General features: G+C 51.3%; 21 protein-coding genes. 18 read left to right on the forward strand and 3 right to left on the reverse strand.

The annotated features are described in order from the left end of the window. The first annotated feature begins 82 nt into the window (after nucleotides 1-82). The 10 genes from ACTNE6_RS04490 (at nucleotide 83) to ACTNE6_RS04535 (ending at nucleotide 10,318) form a co-directional block, all read left to right on the forward strand. Nucleotides 83-964 (forward strand): DUF2231 domain-containing protein, encoded by an 882-nt coding sequence (locus tag ACTNE6_RS04490; RefSeq protein ID WP_442498749.1) that lies wholly within the window; start codon nucleotides 83-85, stop codon nucleotides 962-964. A gap of 161 nt (nucleotides 965-1,125) precedes the next feature. After that, on the forward strand, nucleotides 1,126-1,752 hold the full coding sequence (locus ACTNE6_RS04495) for a phosphoribosylanthranilate isomerase (RefSeq protein WP_331818004.1): 627 nt from the start codon (nucleotides 1,126-1,128) through the stop codon (nucleotides 1,750-1,752). Nucleotides 1,753-1,756: 4 nt separating this feature from the next. Continuing rightward, the gene (gene trpB, locus ACTNE6_RS04500) at nucleotides 1,757-2,959 is read left to right on the forward strand and encodes a tryptophan synthase subunit beta (protein ID WP_442498750.1); all 1,203 of its coding nucleotides are present in this window, start codon (nucleotides 1,757-1,759) and stop codon (nucleotides 2,957-2,959) included. After that, a complete protein-coding gene (gene trpA / locus ACTNE6_RS04505; protein WP_194969086.1) occupies nucleotides 2,956-3,759 on the forward strand; it encodes a tryptophan synthase subunit alpha in 804 nt (267 codons plus the stop codon). Before trpB ends, trpA begins: the two co-directional genes overlap by 4 nt. 116 nt (nucleotides 3,760-3,875) lie before the next feature. Next, nucleotides 3,876-4,868, forward strand: a complete 993-nt coding sequence (gene accD, locus ACTNE6_RS04510; RefSeq protein ID WP_442498751.1) for an acetyl-CoA carboxylase, carboxyltransferase subunit beta — start codon at nucleotides 3,876-3,878, stop codon at nucleotides 4,866-4,868. Nucleotides 4,869-4,906: 38 nt separating this feature from the next. Further along, the gene (gene folC / locus ACTNE6_RS04515) at nucleotides 4,907-6,178 is read left to right on the forward strand and encodes a bifunctional tetrahydrofolate synthase/dihydrofolate synthase (protein WP_442498752.1); all 1,272 of its coding nucleotides are present in this window, start codon (nucleotides 4,907-4,909) and stop codon (nucleotides 6,176-6,178) included. A 9-nt stretch (nucleotides 6,179-6,187) separates the two neighbouring features. Beyond that, nucleotides 6,188-7,000 carry an SPOR domain-containing protein gene (locus ACTNE6_RS04520; RefSeq protein WP_442498753.1) on the forward strand — a complete coding sequence of 271 codons (813 nt, stop codon included), beginning with the start codon at nucleotides 6,188-6,190 and terminating at the stop codon, nucleotides 6,998-7,000. A 40-nt stretch (nucleotides 7,001-7,040) separates the two neighbouring features. Further along, complete coding sequence (locus ACTNE6_RS04525) at nucleotides 7,041-7,535, forward strand: CvpA family protein (RefSeq protein WP_442498754.1); 495 nt, start codon at nucleotides 7,041-7,043, stop codon at nucleotides 7,533-7,535. A gap of 27 nt (nucleotides 7,536-7,562) precedes the next feature. Then, nucleotides 7,563-9,071 carry an amidophosphoribosyltransferase gene (gene purF / locus ACTNE6_RS04530; RefSeq protein ID WP_194969081.1) on the forward strand — a complete coding sequence of 503 codons (1,509 nt, stop codon included), beginning with the start codon at nucleotides 7,563-7,565 and terminating at the stop codon, nucleotides 9,069-9,071. Nucleotides 9,072-9,130: 59 nt separating this feature from the next. After that, nucleotides 9,131-10,318, forward strand: a complete 1,188-nt coding sequence (locus ACTNE6_RS04535) for an O-succinylhomoserine sulfhydrylase (protein WP_194969080.1) — start codon at nucleotides 9,131-9,133, stop codon at nucleotides 10,316-10,318. 68 nt (nucleotides 10,319-10,386) lie between these two features. Here ACTNE6_RS04535 and ACTNE6_RS04540 read toward each other — a convergent pair whose 3' ends face one another. The 3 genes from ACTNE6_RS04540 to ACTNE6_RS04550 form a co-directional block, all read right to left on the reverse strand. Next, entirely contained in the window at nucleotides 10,387-10,773 is a 387-nt protein-coding gene (locus tag ACTNE6_RS04540; RefSeq protein WP_194969079.1) for an acyl-CoA thioesterase, read from the reverse strand. 102 nt (nucleotides 10,774-10,875) lie between these two features. Then, nucleotides 10,876-11,136 carry a glutaredoxin 3 gene (gene grxC / locus ACTNE6_RS04545; protein ID WP_442498755.1) on the reverse strand — a complete coding sequence of 87 codons (261 nt, stop codon included), beginning with the start codon at nucleotides 11,134-11,136 and terminating at the stop codon, nucleotides 10,876-10,878. Nucleotides 11,137-11,171: 35 nt separating this feature from the next. Further along, nucleotides 11,172-11,822 (reverse strand): class II aldolase/adducin family protein, encoded by a 651-nt coding sequence (locus ACTNE6_RS04550; protein ID WP_442498756.1) that lies wholly within the window; start codon nucleotides 11,820-11,822, stop codon nucleotides 11,172-11,174. 177 nt (nucleotides 11,823-11,999) lie between these two features. Here ACTNE6_RS04550 and nrdR point away from each other — a divergent pair, with 177 nt between their 5' ends. The 8 genes from nrdR (at nucleotide 12,000) to ACTNE6_RS04590 (ending at nucleotide 17,835) form a co-directional block, all read left to right on the forward strand. Continuing rightward, nucleotides 12,000-12,452 carry a transcriptional regulator NrdR gene (gene nrdR / locus ACTNE6_RS04555; RefSeq protein WP_194969076.1) on the forward strand — a complete coding sequence of 151 codons (453 nt, stop codon included), beginning with the start codon at nucleotides 12,000-12,002 and terminating at the stop codon, nucleotides 12,450-12,452. Next, nucleotides 12,453-13,544 (forward strand): bifunctional diaminohydroxyphosphoribosylaminopyrimidine deaminase/5-amino-6-(5-phosphoribosylamino)uracil reductase RibD, encoded by a 1,092-nt coding sequence (gene ribD / locus ACTNE6_RS04560; RefSeq protein ID WP_442498757.1) that lies wholly within the window; start codon nucleotides 12,453-12,455, stop codon nucleotides 13,542-13,544. A gap of 13 nt (nucleotides 13,545-13,557) precedes the next feature. After that, on the forward strand, nucleotides 13,558-14,214 hold the full coding sequence (locus ACTNE6_RS04565) for a riboflavin synthase (protein ID WP_442498758.1): 657 nt from the start codon (nucleotides 13,558-13,560) through the stop codon (nucleotides 14,212-14,214). A gap of 8 nt (nucleotides 14,215-14,222) precedes the next feature. Further along, nucleotides 14,223-15,377 (forward strand): bifunctional 3,4-dihydroxy-2-butanone-4-phosphate synthase/GTP cyclohydrolase II, encoded by a 1,155-nt coding sequence (gene ribBA, locus ACTNE6_RS04570; protein WP_442498759.1) that lies wholly within the window; start codon nucleotides 14,223-14,225, stop codon nucleotides 15,375-15,377. 8 nt (nucleotides 15,378-15,385) lie between these two features. Next, on the forward strand, nucleotides 15,386-15,862 hold the full coding sequence (gene ribH / locus ACTNE6_RS04575) for a 6,7-dimethyl-8-ribityllumazine synthase (protein WP_442498760.1): 477 nt from the start codon (nucleotides 15,386-15,388) through the stop codon (nucleotides 15,860-15,862). Then, entirely contained in the window at nucleotides 15,862-16,305 is a 444-nt protein-coding gene (nusB, locus tag ACTNE6_RS04580; protein WP_194969071.1) for a transcription antitermination factor NusB, read from the forward strand. Before ribH ends, nusB begins: the two co-directional genes overlap by 1 nt. 98 nt (nucleotides 16,306-16,403) lie before the next feature. Next, nucleotides 16,404-17,339: a thiamine-phosphate kinase gene (thiL, locus tag ACTNE6_RS04585; RefSeq protein WP_442498761.1), complete on the forward strand. Its 936-nt coding sequence runs from the start codon at nucleotides 16,404-16,406 to the stop codon at nucleotides 17,337-17,339. Continuing rightward, nucleotides 17,323-17,835: a phosphatidylglycerophosphatase A family protein gene (locus tag ACTNE6_RS04590; protein ID WP_442498762.1), complete on the forward strand. Its 513-nt coding sequence runs from the start codon at nucleotides 17,323-17,325 to the stop codon at nucleotides 17,833-17,835. The genes thiL and ACTNE6_RS04590 overlap by 17 nt, the downstream gene beginning before the upstream one ends. Nucleotides 17,836-17,903 lie beyond the last annotated feature (68 nt).

Genomic DNA, 17,903 nt, shown 5'->3' on the forward strand with positions numbered 1-17,903 from the left:
GATCAGATTAAGGTTTTTTGTCTAATTTGCAATTATCAATATTTCGGGTTAGTGTTTTTCTCTTACTATATGAATTAAAAGTATGATCAATGTGAGTAACTTTTTATCTTTCCAGATTCACGGTGGCGGTGACCATGGCGGCGGCGTTGCGAATAGTGTAGCCAGTTTTCTCAGCTTTATTGAAGGGCTTTTAAGCAAAGAACCGGCTGATCTTTTTCCAGCTCTCATGCCCGGCTTAGCGAGTTTGGATAATATTCATCCGCTATTGGTGCATTTTCCTATTGCATTTTTATCGGCATTTTTTGCTCTGGATCTAGTTGGCACGCTGGCAAAAAAAGCGCAATGGCGCGCCGCCGCTAGTTGGCTTCTTTATTTTGGTACTGTCGCTACTGTGCTTACAGTGATTTCCGGCTTTATGGCCGCTGATTCCGTAGCGCATGGGGATAATGTACATGATCTTATGGAGCGTCTTGAACAAATTGGGATTGTTGTGCTGATCATTGCTGTGTTGCTTTCGATCTGGCGCATTGCAAGCGGAGGTTTGATTCAAGGAGCGGCAAACGGTTTTTTTCTGACGTTGACTGTGCTGCTTTGTGGCTTGATGGTTTGGGGCTCCGATTTGGGCGGGTTGATGGTTTATAAATACGGCATAGGCGTTCAAGCAGTCAAACAGCCGGAGGATGGTCATGTGCATTCTCATCAGAATGCGGAGGATGAACATGACCAACAGAGCTTAGAGCATGATCATGCGGCCGCTTATGAACACGCAGAGGGCGACCATGCACACGATCACGAGTATGCGGCGGATGAAGAACATGCGCACGACCAAGAGCCTGTGGTGGACAGCCACACGCATGACCATGCATCTGACGGTCATACACACAGCCACACACATGCATCCGATGGTCATACGCATACTCACACGCATCCATCCGGTAATCATACGCACACTCACGCGCATTGAGCCCAAACCAGCTTTAATAATCGCGAGGCTGACTTGTGTCAGCCTTTTTTATTGGGCTCGCGATTGTTTAATAACGAATTTTTTATATATTGCAGACGCCACCAGCGCGGTTTTATGTTATTCTAGTCGGCTGGTTTTTGAATAAATTCTCATATCACTTTATGCGAACTCGCGTTAAAATTTGCGGCTTTACCCGTGTTGAGGATGCCGTGTGTGCCGCTCAGTTGGGTGTGGATGCGATTGGCCTGGTTTTTTATCCGCCCAGTCCAAGAAATGTTGATATCGAGCAGGCAGTTAAAATCGTTAGTGCCTTGCCGACATTTGTCTCCGTCGTGGCTTTGTTTGTCGATGAGCAGGAAGCTCGGATACGTGAGGTCCTGGAACGGGTGCCGGTTGATTGTATCCAGTTTCATGGCGATGAGCCGGCCGAGGACTGCCGGATCTATGGTAAACGTTATATGAAAGCGGTTAGTATGCGGCAGGATGTCGATATCCCGGCTCTGGCGCAGCACTATCACGATGCGGCGGGATTGCTGCTGGATGCCTGGCATCCGGACGCCAAAGGCGGGACAGGCAGTCAGTTTGACTGGGAATTGATTCCAAGGCAGTGCGCTTTGCCGATTATATTGGCGGGTGGCTTGGCGGCGGAGAATGCAAAGCAGGCTGTACAGGCAGTAAGGCCGTATGCGCTCGATGTCAGCAGTGGCGTAGAGGCGGAGAAAGGGATTAAGGATGCGCTGAAAATGGCGGCATTTTTAAGAGCAGTTAATGAGGGTGACAAAAGTTAATAACATGACAAAAAAATATAATATGCCCGATGAGCGGGGACATTTTGGCCCTTACGGCGGAATGTTTGTAGCAGAGACCTTGATACCACCTATTCAGGAATTGAATGAAGCCTATCAGCGGTATTTAACAGACCCGGATTTTATCGCCGAGCTGGACGCCGATCTGAAATATTATGTCGGCCGTCCTTCGCCTTTGTACCATGCCGAACGCTGGAGCCGCGAACTGGGCGGCGCGCAGATCTATTTGAAACGCGAAGATCTCAATCATACCGGCGCGCATAAGGTCAACAATACGATCGGCCAGGCATTGCTGGCCAAACGCATGGGCAAGACGCGCATCATCGCCGAGACCGGCGCCGGTCAGCATGGCGTCGCGACAGCTACGGTTGCAGCAAGGCTGGGGCTCGAGTGCGTGGTTTACATGGGCGCTGTCGATGTGGCGCGCCAGGCGTTGAACGTTTACCGCATGAAGCTTTTGGGCGCCAAGGTCGTCGCGGTCGAGTCCGGTTCCAAAACCCTGAAAGATGCGCTGAATGAAGCGCTCAGAGACTGGGTTACCAATGTCGACAATACTTTTTATATCATCGGCACCGCAGCAGGTCCCCATCCTTACCCGGCTATGGTCCGGGATTTCCAGGCCATTATCGGCCGTGAAGCGAAACAGCAATGCCAGGAGATGACCGGACGCCTGCCCGATGCGCTGGTTGCCTGCGTAGGCGGAGGTTCTAATGCTATCGGTCTGTTTTATCCGTTTATCGACGATGCTTCGGTCAAAATGTACGGCGTTGAAGCGGCCGGCGACGGCATCGAGACAGGCCGCCATTCCGCGCCGCTATGTGCAGGCCGCCCAGGTGTACTGCACGGCAATCGCACGTATCTGATGGAAGATGACGACGGTGAAATCATCGAAACGCATTCGATTTCAGCAGGTCTGGATTATCCGGGCGTAGGCCCAGAACATGCCTGGCTCAAGGATACCGGCCGGGCGCAGTACGTCAATATTACCGATAATGAAGCTTTGGAAGGATTCCATGCCCTGACCCGCATGGAAGGCATTATTCCGGCGCTGGAGTCCAGTCATGCCATGGCCTATACCATGAAGCTGGCCCCGACCATGAAAAAGGACGAAATCATCATTGTGAGTCTGTCCGGTCGTGGCGATAAAGACATGCATACAATGGCACAACGCGAGGGCATAGTACTGTGAGCCGATTAGCCGCTAAATTTGAAGAACTTTCCAAAGCGGGCCGCAAGGCTCTGATTCCGTTCATTACGGCCGGCGATCCGCATCCTGACTTTACTGTGCCCATGATGCATGCGATGGTCAAGGCCGGCGCCGATGTTATCGAGCTGGGCGTGCCGTTCTCTGATCCGATGGCCGATGGTCCTGTGATTCAGCGCGCCAGTGAGCGTGCGCTGGAACACAAAATGAGCTTGCGCAAGACGTTGGCGCTGGCTAAGGAATTCAGGAAAACTGATACAACTACACCTTTGGTATTGATGGGCTATTTAAATCCAATCGAAGCTATGGGCTATGAGAATTTCGCCAATGCCGCGCAGGAGGCCCAGATTGACGGCGTGTTGACCGTTGATCTGCCGCCGGAAGAAGGCGAAGAATGCACGGGATTGCTCAAGACGCGCAGCATTGATCCGATTTTCCTGCTCGCCCCCAACAGCAACGAAGAACGCATCAGGAAGATGGATAAGCTGGGCAGCGGATATCTTTACTACGTTTCTTTGAAGGGCGTTACGGGCGCGGGCCATTTGAATACAGCCGATGTTGAAAACAAACTGAAACAGATCAGGGCAAATACCCGCTTGCCGGTCGGCATCGGTTTCGGCGTCAAGGATGCCGAAACAGCGAAAACTATCGCAGGGATAGGTGACGGCGTGGTCATCGGCAGCACGCTGATCAGCAAAATTGAAGCAAATCTGCAGGACCCTGAACGGGCCAAACAGGAAATTGTTGAATTATTGTCGGCCATGCGCCAGGCGATGGATAGTTAAGGCATAGTATAAAACGCAGTTACATCCGGTTGCCTGCTTATAACCGGATGTTATGGTTTACCACGAGCCGGTTTACCATTGTAAGCATATGATGAAGCGCTACGGAGCGTAAAGTAATGAGTTGGTTTAAGAAATTAGTTCCTTCGACAATCAGAACAGATGGATCGAACAAAAGAAATTCCGTGCCGGAAGGCTTGTGGAACAAGTGCCCCAGTTGCAATGCGATTCTTTACAATGTTGAGCTGGAGAAAAATTTCAGTGTCTGTCCGAAATGCGAGCATCATCTGCGCATTTCGGCCAGAGCGCGACTGAATATGTTCCTGGATGAGGAAGGGCGTGAAGAGATCGGCAAGAACGTGAAACCTACCGATCCCCTAAAGTTCAAAGACAGCAAGAAATATAAGGACCGGATCGCGCAAGCGCAAAAACAGACCAAGGAAAGTGATGCGCTGGTGGTCATGAAAGGCAAGCTGAAAGGCAGAGACATTGTTGTTGCCGCTTTCGACTTTAATTTCATGGGCGGATCGATGGGCTCCGTAGTGGGTGAGCGGTTTGTCCGAGGCGTCAACACGAGTCTTGCGCTGGGCGCACCTTTTGTAGTTTTTACCGCCAGTGGCGGCGCCCGAATGCAGGAATCATTGTTTTCATTGTTCCAGATGGCAAAAACAAGCGCCGCATTAACCAAGTTGTCTGAAGGCGGCATTCCCTATATTTCCTTTATGACTGATCCCACCATGGGCGGTGTATCGGCCAGTTTGGCCATGCTGGGCGATATTAACATAGCCGAGCCCAAGGCGCTGATCGGTTTCGCAGGGCCTCGCGTCATCGAGCAGACTGTCCGTGAAAAATTGCCCGAAGGTTTCCAGCGCAGTGAGTTTTTACAGGAGCACGGTGCCATCGATATGATCGTCGACAGACGTGAGATGCGCGATAAGATCGCCAGCATTTTATCGATGCTGATAACAAGCAGGGCAGAGGCGGAAACGGAGGTGCCGGCGGTTGAGCCGGTGGCGCCAGAGGTAGATGCGTTTATCCAGGTTGAGCCGGAAGCAGCCATTGCCGAAGTTGAAGTGTTTGCCGATAGCCATCAAACCGAGCTGGGTGCGTAATTCCCTTATGCCTATCGGTATTCAGGCATTGTCGGTTAATGATGCATTTTGATTCGCTCCAGGGTTGGCTGACCTGGCAAGAAAGCTTACATCCGCTGACAATAGACTTAGGGTTGGAACGGGCTGCGCAGGTTTTTCGCGCGCTTAATCCCGATGGTGTCAAGCCGCCGACTATTACAGTCGCCGGCACTAACGGCAAAGGCTCGTGCATCGCTTATCTTGAAGCCATCTACAGAGCACAGGGATATCGCGTCGGTGCTTATACTTCGCCGCACATTCTGAAGTATAACGAAAGAATCAAGATAGACGGCAAACCAGTATCGGATGAGTTGATTTGTGAGGCCTTTTCCCGGATTGAATCGGTTCGCGGAGATATTTCATTAAGTTATTTTGAGTTCGGCACCTTAGCGGCGCTGGATATATTCCGGCGTTCCAATCTGGATATTCAATTGCTTGAAGTCGGTCTTGGCGGGCGCCTGGATGCGGTCAATATTGTCAATCCCGATGTGGCGCTGATAACAAGCATCTGCATAGATCATATCGATTGGCTCGGCGAAACCCGCGAAGCTATCGGCAGGGAAAAAGCCGGCATTTTCCGCTCTGTTACGCCCGCCATAGTCGGTGATCCCGAACCGCCCGCCTCTTTGATGCAGGTGGCTGCCGACAAGCAGGCGCGGCTCTATTGCCTGGGCAAGGATTTCGGTTATAAAAAACAGGCAAGCGGATGGGACTGGTTTGCAGGCGACCGGCAACTGAACCGATTACCCGAGCCAGGCTTAAAAGGCGAGCATCAGTTTCGTAATGCGTCATCGGTTATTTTGGCAATAGCCGAAATGGCTGAAACTTTGCCTGTCAGCGAAGCGTCAATCCGGCAGGGATTGGAGAAAGTTCAGTTGGCTGGGCGCTTTCAGTTGATCAATGATGAAATTCCCGTGCTGCTGGATGTGGGACACAATCCTCAGGCAGTAAGAACGCTGGTTGATTATGTGACAGAGGCGTTTCCCGGCAGGCGCATACATGCTGTTTTTTCCATGATGAAGGATAAAGACATCGCCGGTGTGATTGAAATCATGCATCCGGTGGTCTTTGACTGGTTTTTTGCGCCCTTGGCCAATCCACGGGCGGCTATGGAACCGCTGATGCGCGAGATTTTTGCGCAAAGCTCGGCGTCCAATGTGTTTTTTGGTTTTAATGGTTTTTCCGATGCATTCGCTGCTGCAAAAAACCGGTCACAGGAAAGCGATCTGCTGCTGGTTTTCGGGTCGTTCTTTCTGGTATCTGATTGCCTGGCTGAATTTGAAAAAAGGTGAGTTGATAAAATGGATCAAGAGTTAAAACAACGATTAATCGGTGCGGTAGTTGTAACGGCGCTGGCTGCCATTTTTATTCCTATGCTGTTTGATGATCCTGTCGATAATAGCGGTCAAGTCGTCAGCGAATTGATTATTCCCGAGGCGCCGATTGTCGAAGACAATGTGGATAGGCTGCCCGCCAATGCCGCGCAGGTTCTGGATGCGGAGAAGGGCGAGCCTGTAGGCGCTTATCCTGACAAGCCGCTTAATGAAGCGGAAATTGCCCAGGCCGAATTGAGTCAGGAAGAGTTGAATTACCCTGGTCCTGCCGATACTGAAGGTGCGCAGGATGTTGAAATAGTTGAAGATGTCGCGCAAGTCATCGAGGAAGAGCCTGTCGTAGCGCAGCCGCAAATCATGCCCGAAAAAATTCGCCCCGAAAAGCCGGCTGATGTTAAAGCGCAGGCCGTGGCTAAAAAGCCTGTGAGAGAGCCAAAGACGGTTGCTGCAAAGCCAGTATCGGAAGAATCTGTCCATGAGAAATCGATAGAAGCCAAGAAACCTGCTGAGCAGCAAAAAACTGCGCCGGCGAAATCAGGCTCCGGCTTGTCACGCTGGTACATACGCGCGGGCAGTTTCAGTCGTGAGGAAAACGCCACGGCACTGTGGTCTGAACTGCGCAAGCAAGGTTTTCCGGTATCTCTGGAAACGGCTCAGGTCAACGGGAAAACCTTATACCGTCTCAAAGTGGGTCCTGAACTGGATCAAAAACGCGCTATAGCCATGCAGGAAAAATTGAATAAGCAAAATAAGATCAAATCCATTCTGGTCTCGGAGTGAGACTGATTGAAGCGCGGTATTTGATAAATCGGGCAAGCACATGATCTGGGTAGACTTTGTCATTATTGGCCTCGTTTTTATCTATCTGGTTATAGGAGTAATGCGCGGTTTTGGCAGGGAAACATTTTCATTGGTGTTCTGGATTCTGGCTATCTGGGTGGGCTTGAATTTCAGTCGTGAGTTTTCGCGTTTCCTGGAGCCGGCCGTCAGCTATCCATTAGCCAGAATTGCCGCATCGTTTGCATGCCTATTGGTGATCACACTGGTTCTCGGTGGTCTAATTGGTTTTTTATTGGGAGAAGAGCTGGTTAATCAGACAGGATTGGCCTTTAGTGATCGATTTCTCGGCATGATTTTTGGCTGTGTCCGAGGATTGGTCGTCGTTGAGGTCATGATCATGCTGGCAGGGTTAACAGCGCTGCCGGAAGATCCCTGGTGGAAAGAATCCCGGTTTATTCCGCCTTTTCAGTCACTCGCGCTTTGGCTGCGAGATCATAACCCGTCAGGCATGGCGGGTTTCATTAATTATCGCTAAATTTTGTAAGGATCAGGTTAAAAAAGAATGTGTGGTATTGCTGCAATCGTTTCACATCAAACTGTTAATCAGGAGCTATATGATGCTTTAACAGTTCTGCAACATCGAGGCCAGGATGCCGCAGGAATCGTCACTTGCGAGAAGGGGCGGCTGCATTTGCGCAAAGAGAATGGGTTGGCGCGGGATGTTTTTAACAATGACCAGATGATGAAGCTGAGGGGCAATATGGGCATTGCTCATGTGCGTTATCCTACAGCCGGTTGCACTAGCTCCGCTGAAGCGCAGCCTTTCTATGTGAATTCTCCTTTCGGTTTGACGTTGGCACACAACGGCAATCTGACTAATACCGAAGAGTTGAAAAAAGCCTTGTTTGTCGAAGACCAGCGCCATATCAATACCGACTCCGACTCCGAGGTTCTGCTGAACGTTTTTGCTCATGAGTTACAGACGCTGGGCAAATTGCAATTAACCGTGGATGATGTGTTTGCGGCCGTATCGGGCGTACACCGGCGCTGCCGCGGCGCTTATGCGGTTGTCATTATGATCGCCGGCTTCGGGGTACTGGGGTTCAGAGATCCGCATGGCATCCGGCCGGTGGTATTCGGCGAAAGACAATCCGACCAGGGGCCGGAATTTATGATCGCTTCGGAGAGCGTAGCGCTGGATGTGCTCGGTTTTGATCTGATCAGAGATCTTGAGCCCGGTGAAGCCGTATTTATCGAGGAGTCGGGCATCCTGCATACCAAACAGTGCGCTGATAAGGTCGATCACTGCCCTTGCATTTTTGAGTATGTTTATTTCGCCCGCCCCGATTCCATCATTGATGATATTTCCGTGTATAAAGCCCGTTTGCGTATGGGTGAGAAACTGGCTGCGAAAGTACTGCGCGAATGGCCGGATCACGATATCGATGTCGTCATTCCGATTCCCGATACCAGCCGCACAGCCGCTTTGCAGATGGCCAATGTGCTCGGTGTCAAGTTCCGCGAAGGCTTCATGAAGAACCGCTATATCGGCCGGACTTTTATCATGCCCGGGCAGAAGATGCGGAAAAAATCAGTCAGGCAAAAGTTAAACGCCATCGGTCTGGAATTCGAAGGCAAGAATGTCTTGCTGGTCGATGATTCTGTCGTTAGGGGCACGACTTCCGAGCAGATTATTCAGATGGCCCGCGATGCCGGCGCCAGAAAAGTTTATTTTGCCTCTGCGGCGCCGCCTGTCCGTTATCCGAATGTCTACGGCATCGATATGCCGGCCGCTCACGAGCTGATTGCGCACAATCGCACCGAAGATGAGGTCTGCGCAGCGATCGGGGCCGACCGTATGATTTATCAGGATCTGGATGATTTGATCGATGCCGTCCGCAAGGGGAATCCGAACATCAAGCATTTCGACACCTCATGTTTCAGCAATGAATACATTACCGGCGATATTGATGAGGCGTATCTGGAGCGCATTGAAGCAATGCGCAACGATAGTGCGCAGACAGAAAGGAATTCGCATAATTTCATCATCGAAATGCAGAACTGCGGTTAAGATACGGAACTCTCATTACTAGAGCTCTCTTTTTTCTTCTTTATAAAAAACTAAAAACGATGAAAGACATTGACTGGAACGACTATTCTCTGGAAACCCAGGCCATAAGAGCGGGGCATAAGCGGACTTCTGAAGATGAGCATAGTATGCCGATTTTTGCCACGTCCAGTTATGTCTTTGACAGCGCCGAAGAAGCGGCTTTGCGTTTCACAGGCCAGAAAGCCGGCAATATCTATTCACGCTTCACCAATCCGACCGTCAGTGCCTTTCAGGAACGGCTTGCATTGATGGAGAAAGGTGAGCGCTGCCTGGCTTTCGCATCGGGCATGGCGGCCATCATGGCGGTCGGCATGGGCTTGCTGAAAGCCGGCGATCATGTGGTTTGTTCGCGCAGCGTTTTCGGCAATACTGTGCTGATGTTCCAGAATTATTTCGGCAAATTCGGCGTCGAGACTGACTTTGTCGAATTGACTGATCTGTCGGCCTGGGAGTCGGCCATCAAGCCGAATACGCGCTTCCTGTTTCTGGAAACGCCATCCAATCCGCTGATCGAAATCGCCGATATCGAACGCATCGCTGCAATCGCGCACAACCATGGCTGTTTGCTGGTGGTTGATAATGTATTCTGTACGCCCGTGCTGCAAAAACCGCTGACATTGGGTGCCGATATTGTCGTGCACTCGGCCACCAAATACATAGACGGACAGGGGCGTTGCGTCGGTGGCGCCGTCGTGGCCAGCGAGGAATTGATCGAAAAGCATATTTATCCGTACTTGCGCACAGGCGGCTCGACCATGAGTCCGTTCAATGCCTGGGTGTTTTTATCGGGCCTGGAAACGCTGGCGGTCAGAATGAAAGCGCATTGCGACAACGCTTTCGAACTGGCCAAATGGCTGGAACAGCAGCCGGCCGTCGCCAAAGTCCATTATCCCGGACTGGCATCCCACGCCCAGCATGAATTGGCCAAGCGTCAGCAGGCGCACTTCGGGGCCGTGGTCAGTTTTGAGCTGAACGGCGGCAAGGACCAAGCCTGGCGGTTGATCGATTCCACTCAAATGCTGTCGATTACCGCCAATCTGGGTGATGTCAAAACCACAATCACGCACCCTGCCTCGACCACTCACGGCCGCTTGGCGCCGGAAGTTCGCGCCGCGGCCGGCATTAAGGATGGGTTGGTCAGGGTCTCCGTAGGCCTTGAAAATATTGATGATATTAAAAACGACCTGTCAAGAGGACTGGAAGGCTAGGCAAGATAAGGTCATATTCAGACATATGGCCGAGCAGGCCCTGATCCGTTATCTTGGCTTGTAACGGATCAGGGTATGATGCTGCCTTGATCGGCATCGCTCTCGTTGATCGGCTTTTTCTTGCCGGTCTTGTCGATGCTGACAAAGGTGATATTGGTTTCAAAAACCTGGGCAATGTTGCCGGTATCAATATCTTCACACGACACTTTGACATTGTACGTTGCGGATGTCTTGCCGCGCCTGGTCAGGTTGGTCTCGAACTTCAGAATGGAGCCGAGCTTGATGCTCTGTTTGAACACCACATTATCAAGTCCGATGGTGACAAACTCATGGCCAGGAAACTGGAGATTGGCCGCGATATAGCCGATTTCATCAATCCAATGCAGCAGATTGCCGCCGAATAAATAGCCGTAATGATTCAGATGTTCCGGTAAGACTAGTTTGTAATGATCCATCGTACGCCTCGTGTTTGTAAGAATGTCTGAAAGAATGGCTTTCTCTTCATTATGGAAGACTATTTTACAAAGGACGGCGTTTAATGCGAGAAAATAATGTCCTTAAGGCTCATCTGACAGCAAGGCATCCAGTTTCTTTTGCTGTTCCAAGGTATAAAGATCGTCAAAACCGCCGACATGATAGTCGCCAATATAAATTTGAGGCACGGTCCGCCGCTGGGTTCTACGCATCATTTCCTCTCTTAGTCCAGACTGTCTATCGACATTAAGCTCAGTATAGCGAACCCCTTTTTTATCGAGCAGGCGCTTGGCCATAACGCAGTAGGGACAAAAGGTAGAGGTATAAATCAGTATTTCAGGCATATGTTTATTAATAATTGCTAATATAGTGTGCTATTCTATTCATAATTGGCTTGTTGTTCAATGCCGAGCGCCAATGATAACTGTTTAATCAGTTCTAGGGCCGCCGCTTGAAGCGTATTGCCGAATGCAATAACGCCGTCTTCATGGCCGAGCATGGTAAACAGCGAAGCCTGCCGCAAGCTGTTTGAGCGGAATAATTGCTCGACAGCCACCGTCATTTCAACCGTGCCGTAAGCGATATCGGCCGAAGTATGAGGCAGGTCAAGTGATTTGGTGTGGCGCCAGATTTCGGGACTGTGTACGTGTATGACTGCTTGTATGGCAGGATCTTGGGTGTAGACGCTGGCGTGCGTCAGCGATTCGGAAGATGGCTGGCAAAGTCCGCTAGACTGGAGCCAATTTCTTTTAGGTTCCGCTTCAGTGACAAGGCAATAGTGCTTAGACTTTAAAAATTCGATGTGTCCGGTTTGAGTGCCGCTGATAATGAATTGGCTACTGCCAGGCTCCAGTCGCCGGCTAATATTGCCGAATCCGATGTTGTCATATCTATCGGCGCATTGCCCGATAAGCCCGAGCCGGAAAAGCACAGTACGCCAGGCATTGATTTCGGTTAATGACAACGCAGGATCGATCGGCTGTTGCATATGGCTGAGCCGATATTTGATGACGCCTTCCTGTTCTTTCATCTTGGCGGAATGGTGGTTATTCGAATCATGACACTATATACATTCGAGGCCATTATTTGAATAGGACTGCTGCGTATATTAGAAAATAAAATACGGAGACAGGACATTGTGTTATAAAATTACCAGTTTTGAATTTGAAGGCCGGGTTTCTGGCGCTCATGATTAGTGGCTTAAATTATGCGATGTCCGTTCTGCGGGGCACAAGATACGCGTGTTATAGACTCCCGATTAGCGAATGAAGGCGATCAGGTTCGTCGTCGGCGCGAATGTATCGCCTGTAAAGAAAGATTCACGACCTATGAGGCGGCCGAGTTGACGTTGCCGCGTATTGTGAAGCGCAATGGCATTCGCGAGCCGTTCGAGGAAAATAAACTGCGTTCGGGCATGCTTCGCGCACTGGAAAAACGTCCGGTCGGCAGCGATGATATCGAGGCCGCCATCAACCGCATCAAAAGAGAATTGATGGCTAAAGGCGAGCGCGAAATAACGGCGCAGGAACTCGGCGAGAAGGTCATGAAAGAATTAAGCAGCCTTGATCACGTCGCTTTCGTGCGTTTTGCCTCCGTTTATCGCAGTTTCCAGGATGTCAGTGAATTTACTGACATGATTGAGCATCTACAGAAAAAATAAATGATTCGGTCAGCACAGCAGGACGCCATGTATATGGCACGAGCCATCGGTCTGGCTAAAAAAGGGCTTTATACGACCGATCCGAATCCGCGCGTCGGCTGCGTTTTGGTTAAAGATAACGTCGTCATAGGCGAAGGTTGGCACGCTAAAGCAGGCCAAGGCCATGCGGAAGTCGAAGCGTTAAAGGCAGCGTCCGATGCCAGAGGTGCGAGTGCTTATGTGACGCTGGAGCCCTGCAGTCATCACGGCAGAACACCGCCTTGCTGCGATGCGCTGATCAAAGCCGGCGTCAGTCGAGTCGTGGCGGCCATGCAGGACCCGAACCCATTGGTGGCCGGGCGCGGCCTGGAAAGGCTGAAAGCGGCCGGCATTGAAGTCAGTTGCGGCGTATTGGAGCAGGATGCGCAGGCGTTGAATCGCGGCTTCATCAAAAGAATGACTGAAAATCGCCCGTTTGTGCGCAGCAAGCTGGCGATGAGCCTGGACGGCCGGACCGCTATGGCATCGGGCGAAAGCAAGTGGATTACCTCGGCCGAGGCTAGATCTGACGTACATAAATTAAGGGCGCAAAGCTCGGCGATTCTGACCGGCATCAGTACTGTGCTGGCCGATGATCCCGCTTTGAATGCGCGCGTGGACGACGAAGTCGTGCAGCCTGTCAGAGTTATATTGGATTCGCAGTTGAAGATGCCGGCGGCAGCACGCATGGCGAGCCTGCCGGGGCGCAGTCTGATTTTAACCTGCTCGCAAGATGAACAGCGGCGGCAGACATTGCAGCAGGCCGGCTTCGAAGTTTATGGCTTGACTGAGAATAAAGGGCGGCTTTATCTGAATGCAGTTCTGGATTTTCTGGCAGGTCAGCAGATTAATGAAGTATTGGTAGAAGCGGGCTCCGTTCTGAATGGGGCTTTGCTGGCTGAAAACCTGGTCGACGAATGGATCGTTTATATGGCGCCGTGTGTTCTGGGCGATCAAGGCCGCGGATTATTTACCGTGCCGGGTATGCAGCAGATGAGTGACAAGAAGAATTTTCATCTGCGCGATGTCAGACAGGTAGGCCCGGATTTAAAATTAACACTTATATCGCAGTAATCAGGGGTATTCCATGTTTACAGGCATCATATTAGCCATCGGAAAAATAGCGGTCATCGAACATCGGGCCCGTGATTGTCGGTTCAAGATCAACACTGGAAAATTGCCGCTTGATGGCGTCGCGCTGGGCGACAGCATCGCCGTTAACGGGGTGTGCTTGACAGTCATTGAACTGGGCAAGGATTATTTTTGCGCCGACGTATCTAACGAAACGCTGTCCAGAACATTATTGGGCGAAGCCACGCTCGGCGCATCGGTTAATCTGGAACTGGCCTTGACACCTTCAACGCGCATGGGCGGACACATCGTCAGCGGGCACGTCGATGGCATTGGTAGGGTCATGGAAAAAAAGCCGGACGGACGATCTTTCCGGTTCAAGTTCAAGGCGCCTGATAATCTGGCCAAATATATCGCCGAGAAGGGTTCCATTTGCATCAACGGCATCAGCCTGACAGTCAATGATGTGGATGGCGCCATGTTTGGCGTCAATATCGTGCCGCACACGCTGAAGGAAACGACGCTGGGCGAGGCTGTGCCGGGAACCCGGGTCAATCTGGAAGTCGATTTGCTGGCACGCTATATGGAGCGCTTGATGCAGGGCGATTCGGCGGCAGCTGCCCAAGGCGGCGTGACAGAAGCATTGTTGCAGCAGGCGGGCTTTTTGGGCTAGAGGCATTAGTGAACACGATTGAAGAAATTATAGAAGACCTGCGTTTGGGCAAAATGGTCATCATTATGGATGATGAGGACCGTGAGAATGAAGGCGATCTGCTCATGGCGGCGGCATTCACGCGTCCGGAAGATATCAACTTCATGGCCCGCTATGGCCGTGGCTTGATCTGCTTGACTTTAACCAGCGAGCGCTGCCAGCAGCTGCGCCTGCCGCTGATGGTCAATGAAAATAAAACTTCGCATTCGACCAATTTTACGGTGTCTATCGAGGCGGCAACGGGCGTGACCACAGGCATTTCCGCGGCCGACCGGGCGCGTACCGTGCAATGCGCGGTCGCTGTCGATGCGAAAGCTGAAGATCTGGTGCAGCCCGGCCATATTTTCCCATTAATGGCCAAGCCCGGCGGCGTATTGAACCGAGCAGGACATACCGAAGCGGGCTGTGATCTGGCGCGCTTGGCCGGTGTGGAGCCGGCGGCCGTTATCGTCGAAATCCTCAATGAAGACGGCTCGATGGCCAGACGGCCGGATCTGGAGATTTTTGCGAAACAGCATAATCTCAAGATCGGCACCATTGCCGATCTGATCCATTATCGCATCCAGCATGAAAACACACTGGAGCGCATCAGTGAATGTGCTTTTCCCACAGAATTCGGGGATTTCAGGCTTTACGCTTATCAGGATCGCAATGACAACAATGTGCACTTGGCGTTGGTGATGGGACAGGTTTCGGGTGACGAGCCCGTTCTAGTCAGGGTTCATGCGCGCAATTTGCTCGATGATTTATTTGCGTCTAAGCGCAGCGGCGGCAGTGTTTCAATCCGCGAAGCCATGCAAAAAATAGCCGAGGAAGGGCGCGGCGTGCTGGTGGTCGTCAGGCAGAGCGAAGACAATAAATCCCTGGTGGAGCTGATTCACCGTTATCAATTGGAAGATCACGGCATTGCCAATGCCGGACTGGTTGCGGATGCTGTGGATTGGCGCACGACAGGCACGGGTTCGCGGATATTGGCGGATCTGGGCGTGCGCAAATTGAAAGTGTTAGGGACGCAAAAAAGATATGTCGGGCTGTCCGGATTTGATCTGGAAGTGGCCGAGCATGTCGGTATCGATGCCTGCGAAGGCGTCGTTTCAGAAAATAATGTTAATAATTTAGATTGAGAAACAAAATGTCGGCAATAAAGACTTATGAAGGCAATTTATCCGCCCAAGGCGGCAAATTTTGTATCGTGGCATCCCGTTTTAACAGTTTTATCGTTGAGCAGTTAGAAGCCGGCGCTATTGATGCGCTGGTACGCCACGGTGCGGCTAAGGCCGATATTGATCTGGTCAAGGCGCCCGGCGCATTTGAATTGCCCATGGTGGTTCAGCGTGTAGCGGCCGCCAAGAAATATGACGCGATTATTGCCATAGGTGCAGTAATTCGCGGCGGTACGCCGCATTTTGAATATGTGGCCGGCGAGTGCGTCAAGGGGTTGGCCAATGTTTCGCTGCAATATGATATACCAGTCAGTTTTGGTGTGCTGACTGTCGATACGATAGAGCAGGCGATAGAGCGTGCAGGTACGAAGGCGGGCAATAAAGGCGCGGAAGCCGCCCTGTCTGCAATCGAAATGGTCAGTCTGTTCAAGAACCTGGAAATCTGATGAGTCAAGCGCGTACCAACGCCCGCAGAAGTGCTGTTCAGGCATTGTATCAATGGCAGATGACGGGACAGAATCTCAGTGAAATCGAGCGTCAGTTCCTGGAGGAAGAGCGGCTGAAAAATGCACAAAAAAGCTATTTCACCGAGCTATTCTTCGGCGTTCCTAAAAATCTGACTGCCATTGATCAGGCTTTGTCTGAATTTGTCGACCGTCCGGTCGACAAGATTGATCCGGTCGAAAGAGCTATTTTGCGCATCGGTGCTTATGAATTGATGTTTCGGCTGGATATGCCGTACAGGGTCGTTCTGAATGAAGGCATCAATCTGGCCAAGGATTTTGGCGCCGACGGCAGCCATAGATACGTTAACGGCATCCTCGATAAAGTGGCTCAAAAGCAAAGGCCGCTTGAGATTAAAGCCAAATCAGAAGGTAAAAAACCATAGTGCCTGTTTCGACAATCGTTCCAGACATTGTTCTACCCCCTGCATCTGACCGCCAGGGATGGCGGAAATGCCGGTCTGGTATGGAGCACTGACCGGCCATGCAGTCGTCAGAGTTTGCCCTGATTCGGCGGTTTTTCACTGACCAGCCGGTAAAAAACCCGACTACGCGTTTGGGAGTGGGCGACGACTGCGCATTGATGGCTATTCCTGAAGGTTATGAGTTGGCCATCACGACCGATACAATGGTCGAAAATGTGCATTTCTTTGCCGGAACCGATCCCGAACAGCTCGGCCATAAATTGCTGGCTGTTAATTTGAGCGATCTGGCCAGCATGGGCGCGCGGCCTGTTTCCGTGACGCTGGCATTGACCCTACCAAAAGTCGATGAAGACTGGCTGGCGGCTTTTGCCAAAGGCTTTTTGGCATTGGCCGAGCGTTATTCGGTGGATCTGATCGGCGGCGATACGACATCCGGTCCCTTAACGCTAACCGTGCAGGCCATGGGGCTGGTTCCTCGGGGGCAGGCGTTAACGCGCTCGCTGGCCAAACCGGGGGATTTCATCTACATGACCGGCCGCCTGGGCGACGCAGGCTTGGGGCTGAAAATAAAGCAAGGCTATGACTGTGCAAACCCTGACGAGGCTTTAAAACGGTTCAATAAGCCGGATCCCGCTTGTGAGCTTGGCCAGGCTTTGATCGGCATAGCCAATTCGTGCATTGACTTGTCAGACGGTTTGGCTGGGGACTTGGGGCACATTCTGGAGCAAAGCAATGTGGGGGCTTGTCTGGATTGGGATGACTTGCCGCTGTCGCCGGCCGTACTGAGCTACATACGCGATACAGGTGACTGGCAGATGCCTCTTTCTGCAGGGGATGACTATGAGTTGTGTTTCACTGTATCCCCTGATAACGCAGGGCTGCTGCCTATCGGTTGCAGGAAAATCGGCGTGATTGAGTCTCAGCCTGGGTTGCGGCTTAACAAATCGGGTAACATTCAAGCATTGCGGGTAAAAGGGTTTGAGCATTTTTCTTAATACGCAACTCGGCAAAAACAAACTGACGCCGAAACAGGTTTTATCGGACCCGATTTTATTTTTGGCTTTCGGCTTCGGTTCGGGATTGGCAAGAAAAGCGCCCGGGACTTTAGGTACTTTGGCGGCTGTGCCTGTTTATTGGTTATTTGCCCAGGCTGATATTGTCGTTTACAGCTTATTAACACTGGTCGTGACTATTGCCGGCATAAGCATATGCGGCCGGGCAGCGGAAAAACTGGGTGAGCACGACTTCGGTGGCATAGTCTGGGACGAAGTGGCCGGTTATTTGATTACCATGTGGCTGGTCCCTTTGACATGGCAAACGCTGGCGGCGGGTTTTGTCCTGTTCAGACTATTTGACATACTCAAGCCATGGCCTATCAGCTGGGTCGACCGACACATAAGTGGCGGTTTGGGCATCATGCTGGACGATGTATTAGCGGGCGCATTTGCCGCTGTAACTTTATTCCTGATCGCACATGGAGGTTGGATTTAAGCATGGGAATCAGCAAATTGACCTATAACGCTGTAAAATATAAAAAATAGGTTGCCAAATCCGAAAAA

The sequence above is a fragment of the Methylobacter sp. sgz302048 genome, assembly GCF_052162025.1.
Lineage (GTDB): Bacteria > Pseudomonadota > Gammaproteobacteria > Methylococcales > Methylomonadaceae > Methylobacter.

Bases quoted from the DNA above. Each gene is read 5' to 3' on its own strand.
- ACTNE6_RS04495 (WP_331818004.1), top strand. From the start codon at position 1,126: ATGCGAACTCGCGTTAAAATTTGCGGCTTTACCCGTGTTGAGGATGCC.
- ribD (WP_442498757.1), top strand. From the start codon at position 12,453: ATGATTCGGTCAGCACAGCAGGACGCCATGTATATGGCACGAGCCATC.
- purF (WP_194969081.1), top strand. From the start codon at position 7,563: ATGTGTGGTATTGCTGCAATCGTTTCACATCAAACTGTTAATCAGGAG.
- thiL (WP_442498761.1), top strand. From the start codon at position 16,404: ATGCAGTCGTCAGAGTTTGCCCTGATTCGGCGGTTTTTCACTGACCAG.
- ACTNE6_RS04540 (WP_194969079.1), bottom strand. From the start codon at position 10,773: ATGGATCATTACAAACTAGTCTTACCGGAACATCTGAATCATTACGGC.
- ribH (WP_442498760.1), top strand. From the start codon at position 15,386: ATGTCGGCAATAAAGACTTATGAAGGCAATTTATCCGCCCAAGGCGGC.
- ACTNE6_RS04535 (WP_194969080.1), top strand. From the start codon at position 9,131: ATGAAAGACATTGACTGGAACGACTATTCTCTGGAAACCCAGGCCATA.
- accD (WP_442498751.1), top strand. From the start codon at position 3,876: ATGAGTTGGTTTAAGAAATTAGTTCCTTCGACAATCAGAACAGATGGA.
- grxC (WP_442498755.1), bottom strand. From the start codon at position 11,136: ATGCCTGAAATACTGATTTATACCTCTACCTTTTGTCCCTACTGCGTT.
- ACTNE6_RS04565 (WP_442498758.1), top strand. From the start codon at position 13,558: ATGTTTACAGGCATCATATTAGCCATCGGAAAAATAGCGGTCATCGAA.
- nrdR (WP_194969076.1), top strand. From the start codon at position 12,000: ATGCGATGTCCGTTCTGCGGGGCACAAGATACGCGTGTTATAGACTCC.
- trpB (WP_442498750.1), top strand. From the start codon at position 1,757: ATGACAAAAAAATATAATATGCCCGATGAGCGGGGACATTTTGGCCCT.
- ACTNE6_RS04525 (WP_442498754.1), top strand. From the start codon at position 7,041: ATGATCTGGGTAGACTTTGTCATTATTGGCCTCGTTTTTATCTATCTG.
- folC (WP_442498752.1), top strand. From the start codon at position 4,907: ATGATGCATTTTGATTCGCTCCAGGGTTGGCTGACCTGGCAAGAAAGC.
- ACTNE6_RS04490 (WP_442498749.1), top strand. From the start codon at position 83: ATGATCAATGTGAGTAACTTTTTATCTTTCCAGATTCACGGTGGCGGT.
- ACTNE6_RS04520 (WP_442498753.1), top strand. From the start codon at position 6,188: ATGGATCAAGAGTTAAAACAACGATTAATCGGTGCGGTAGTTGTAACG.
- nusB (WP_194969071.1), top strand. From the start codon at position 15,862: ATGAGTCAAGCGCGTACCAACGCCCGCAGAAGTGCTGTTCAGGCATTG.
- ACTNE6_RS04550 (WP_442498756.1), bottom strand. From the start codon at position 11,822: ATGAAAGAACAGGAAGGCGTCATCAAATATCGGCTCAGCCATATGCAA.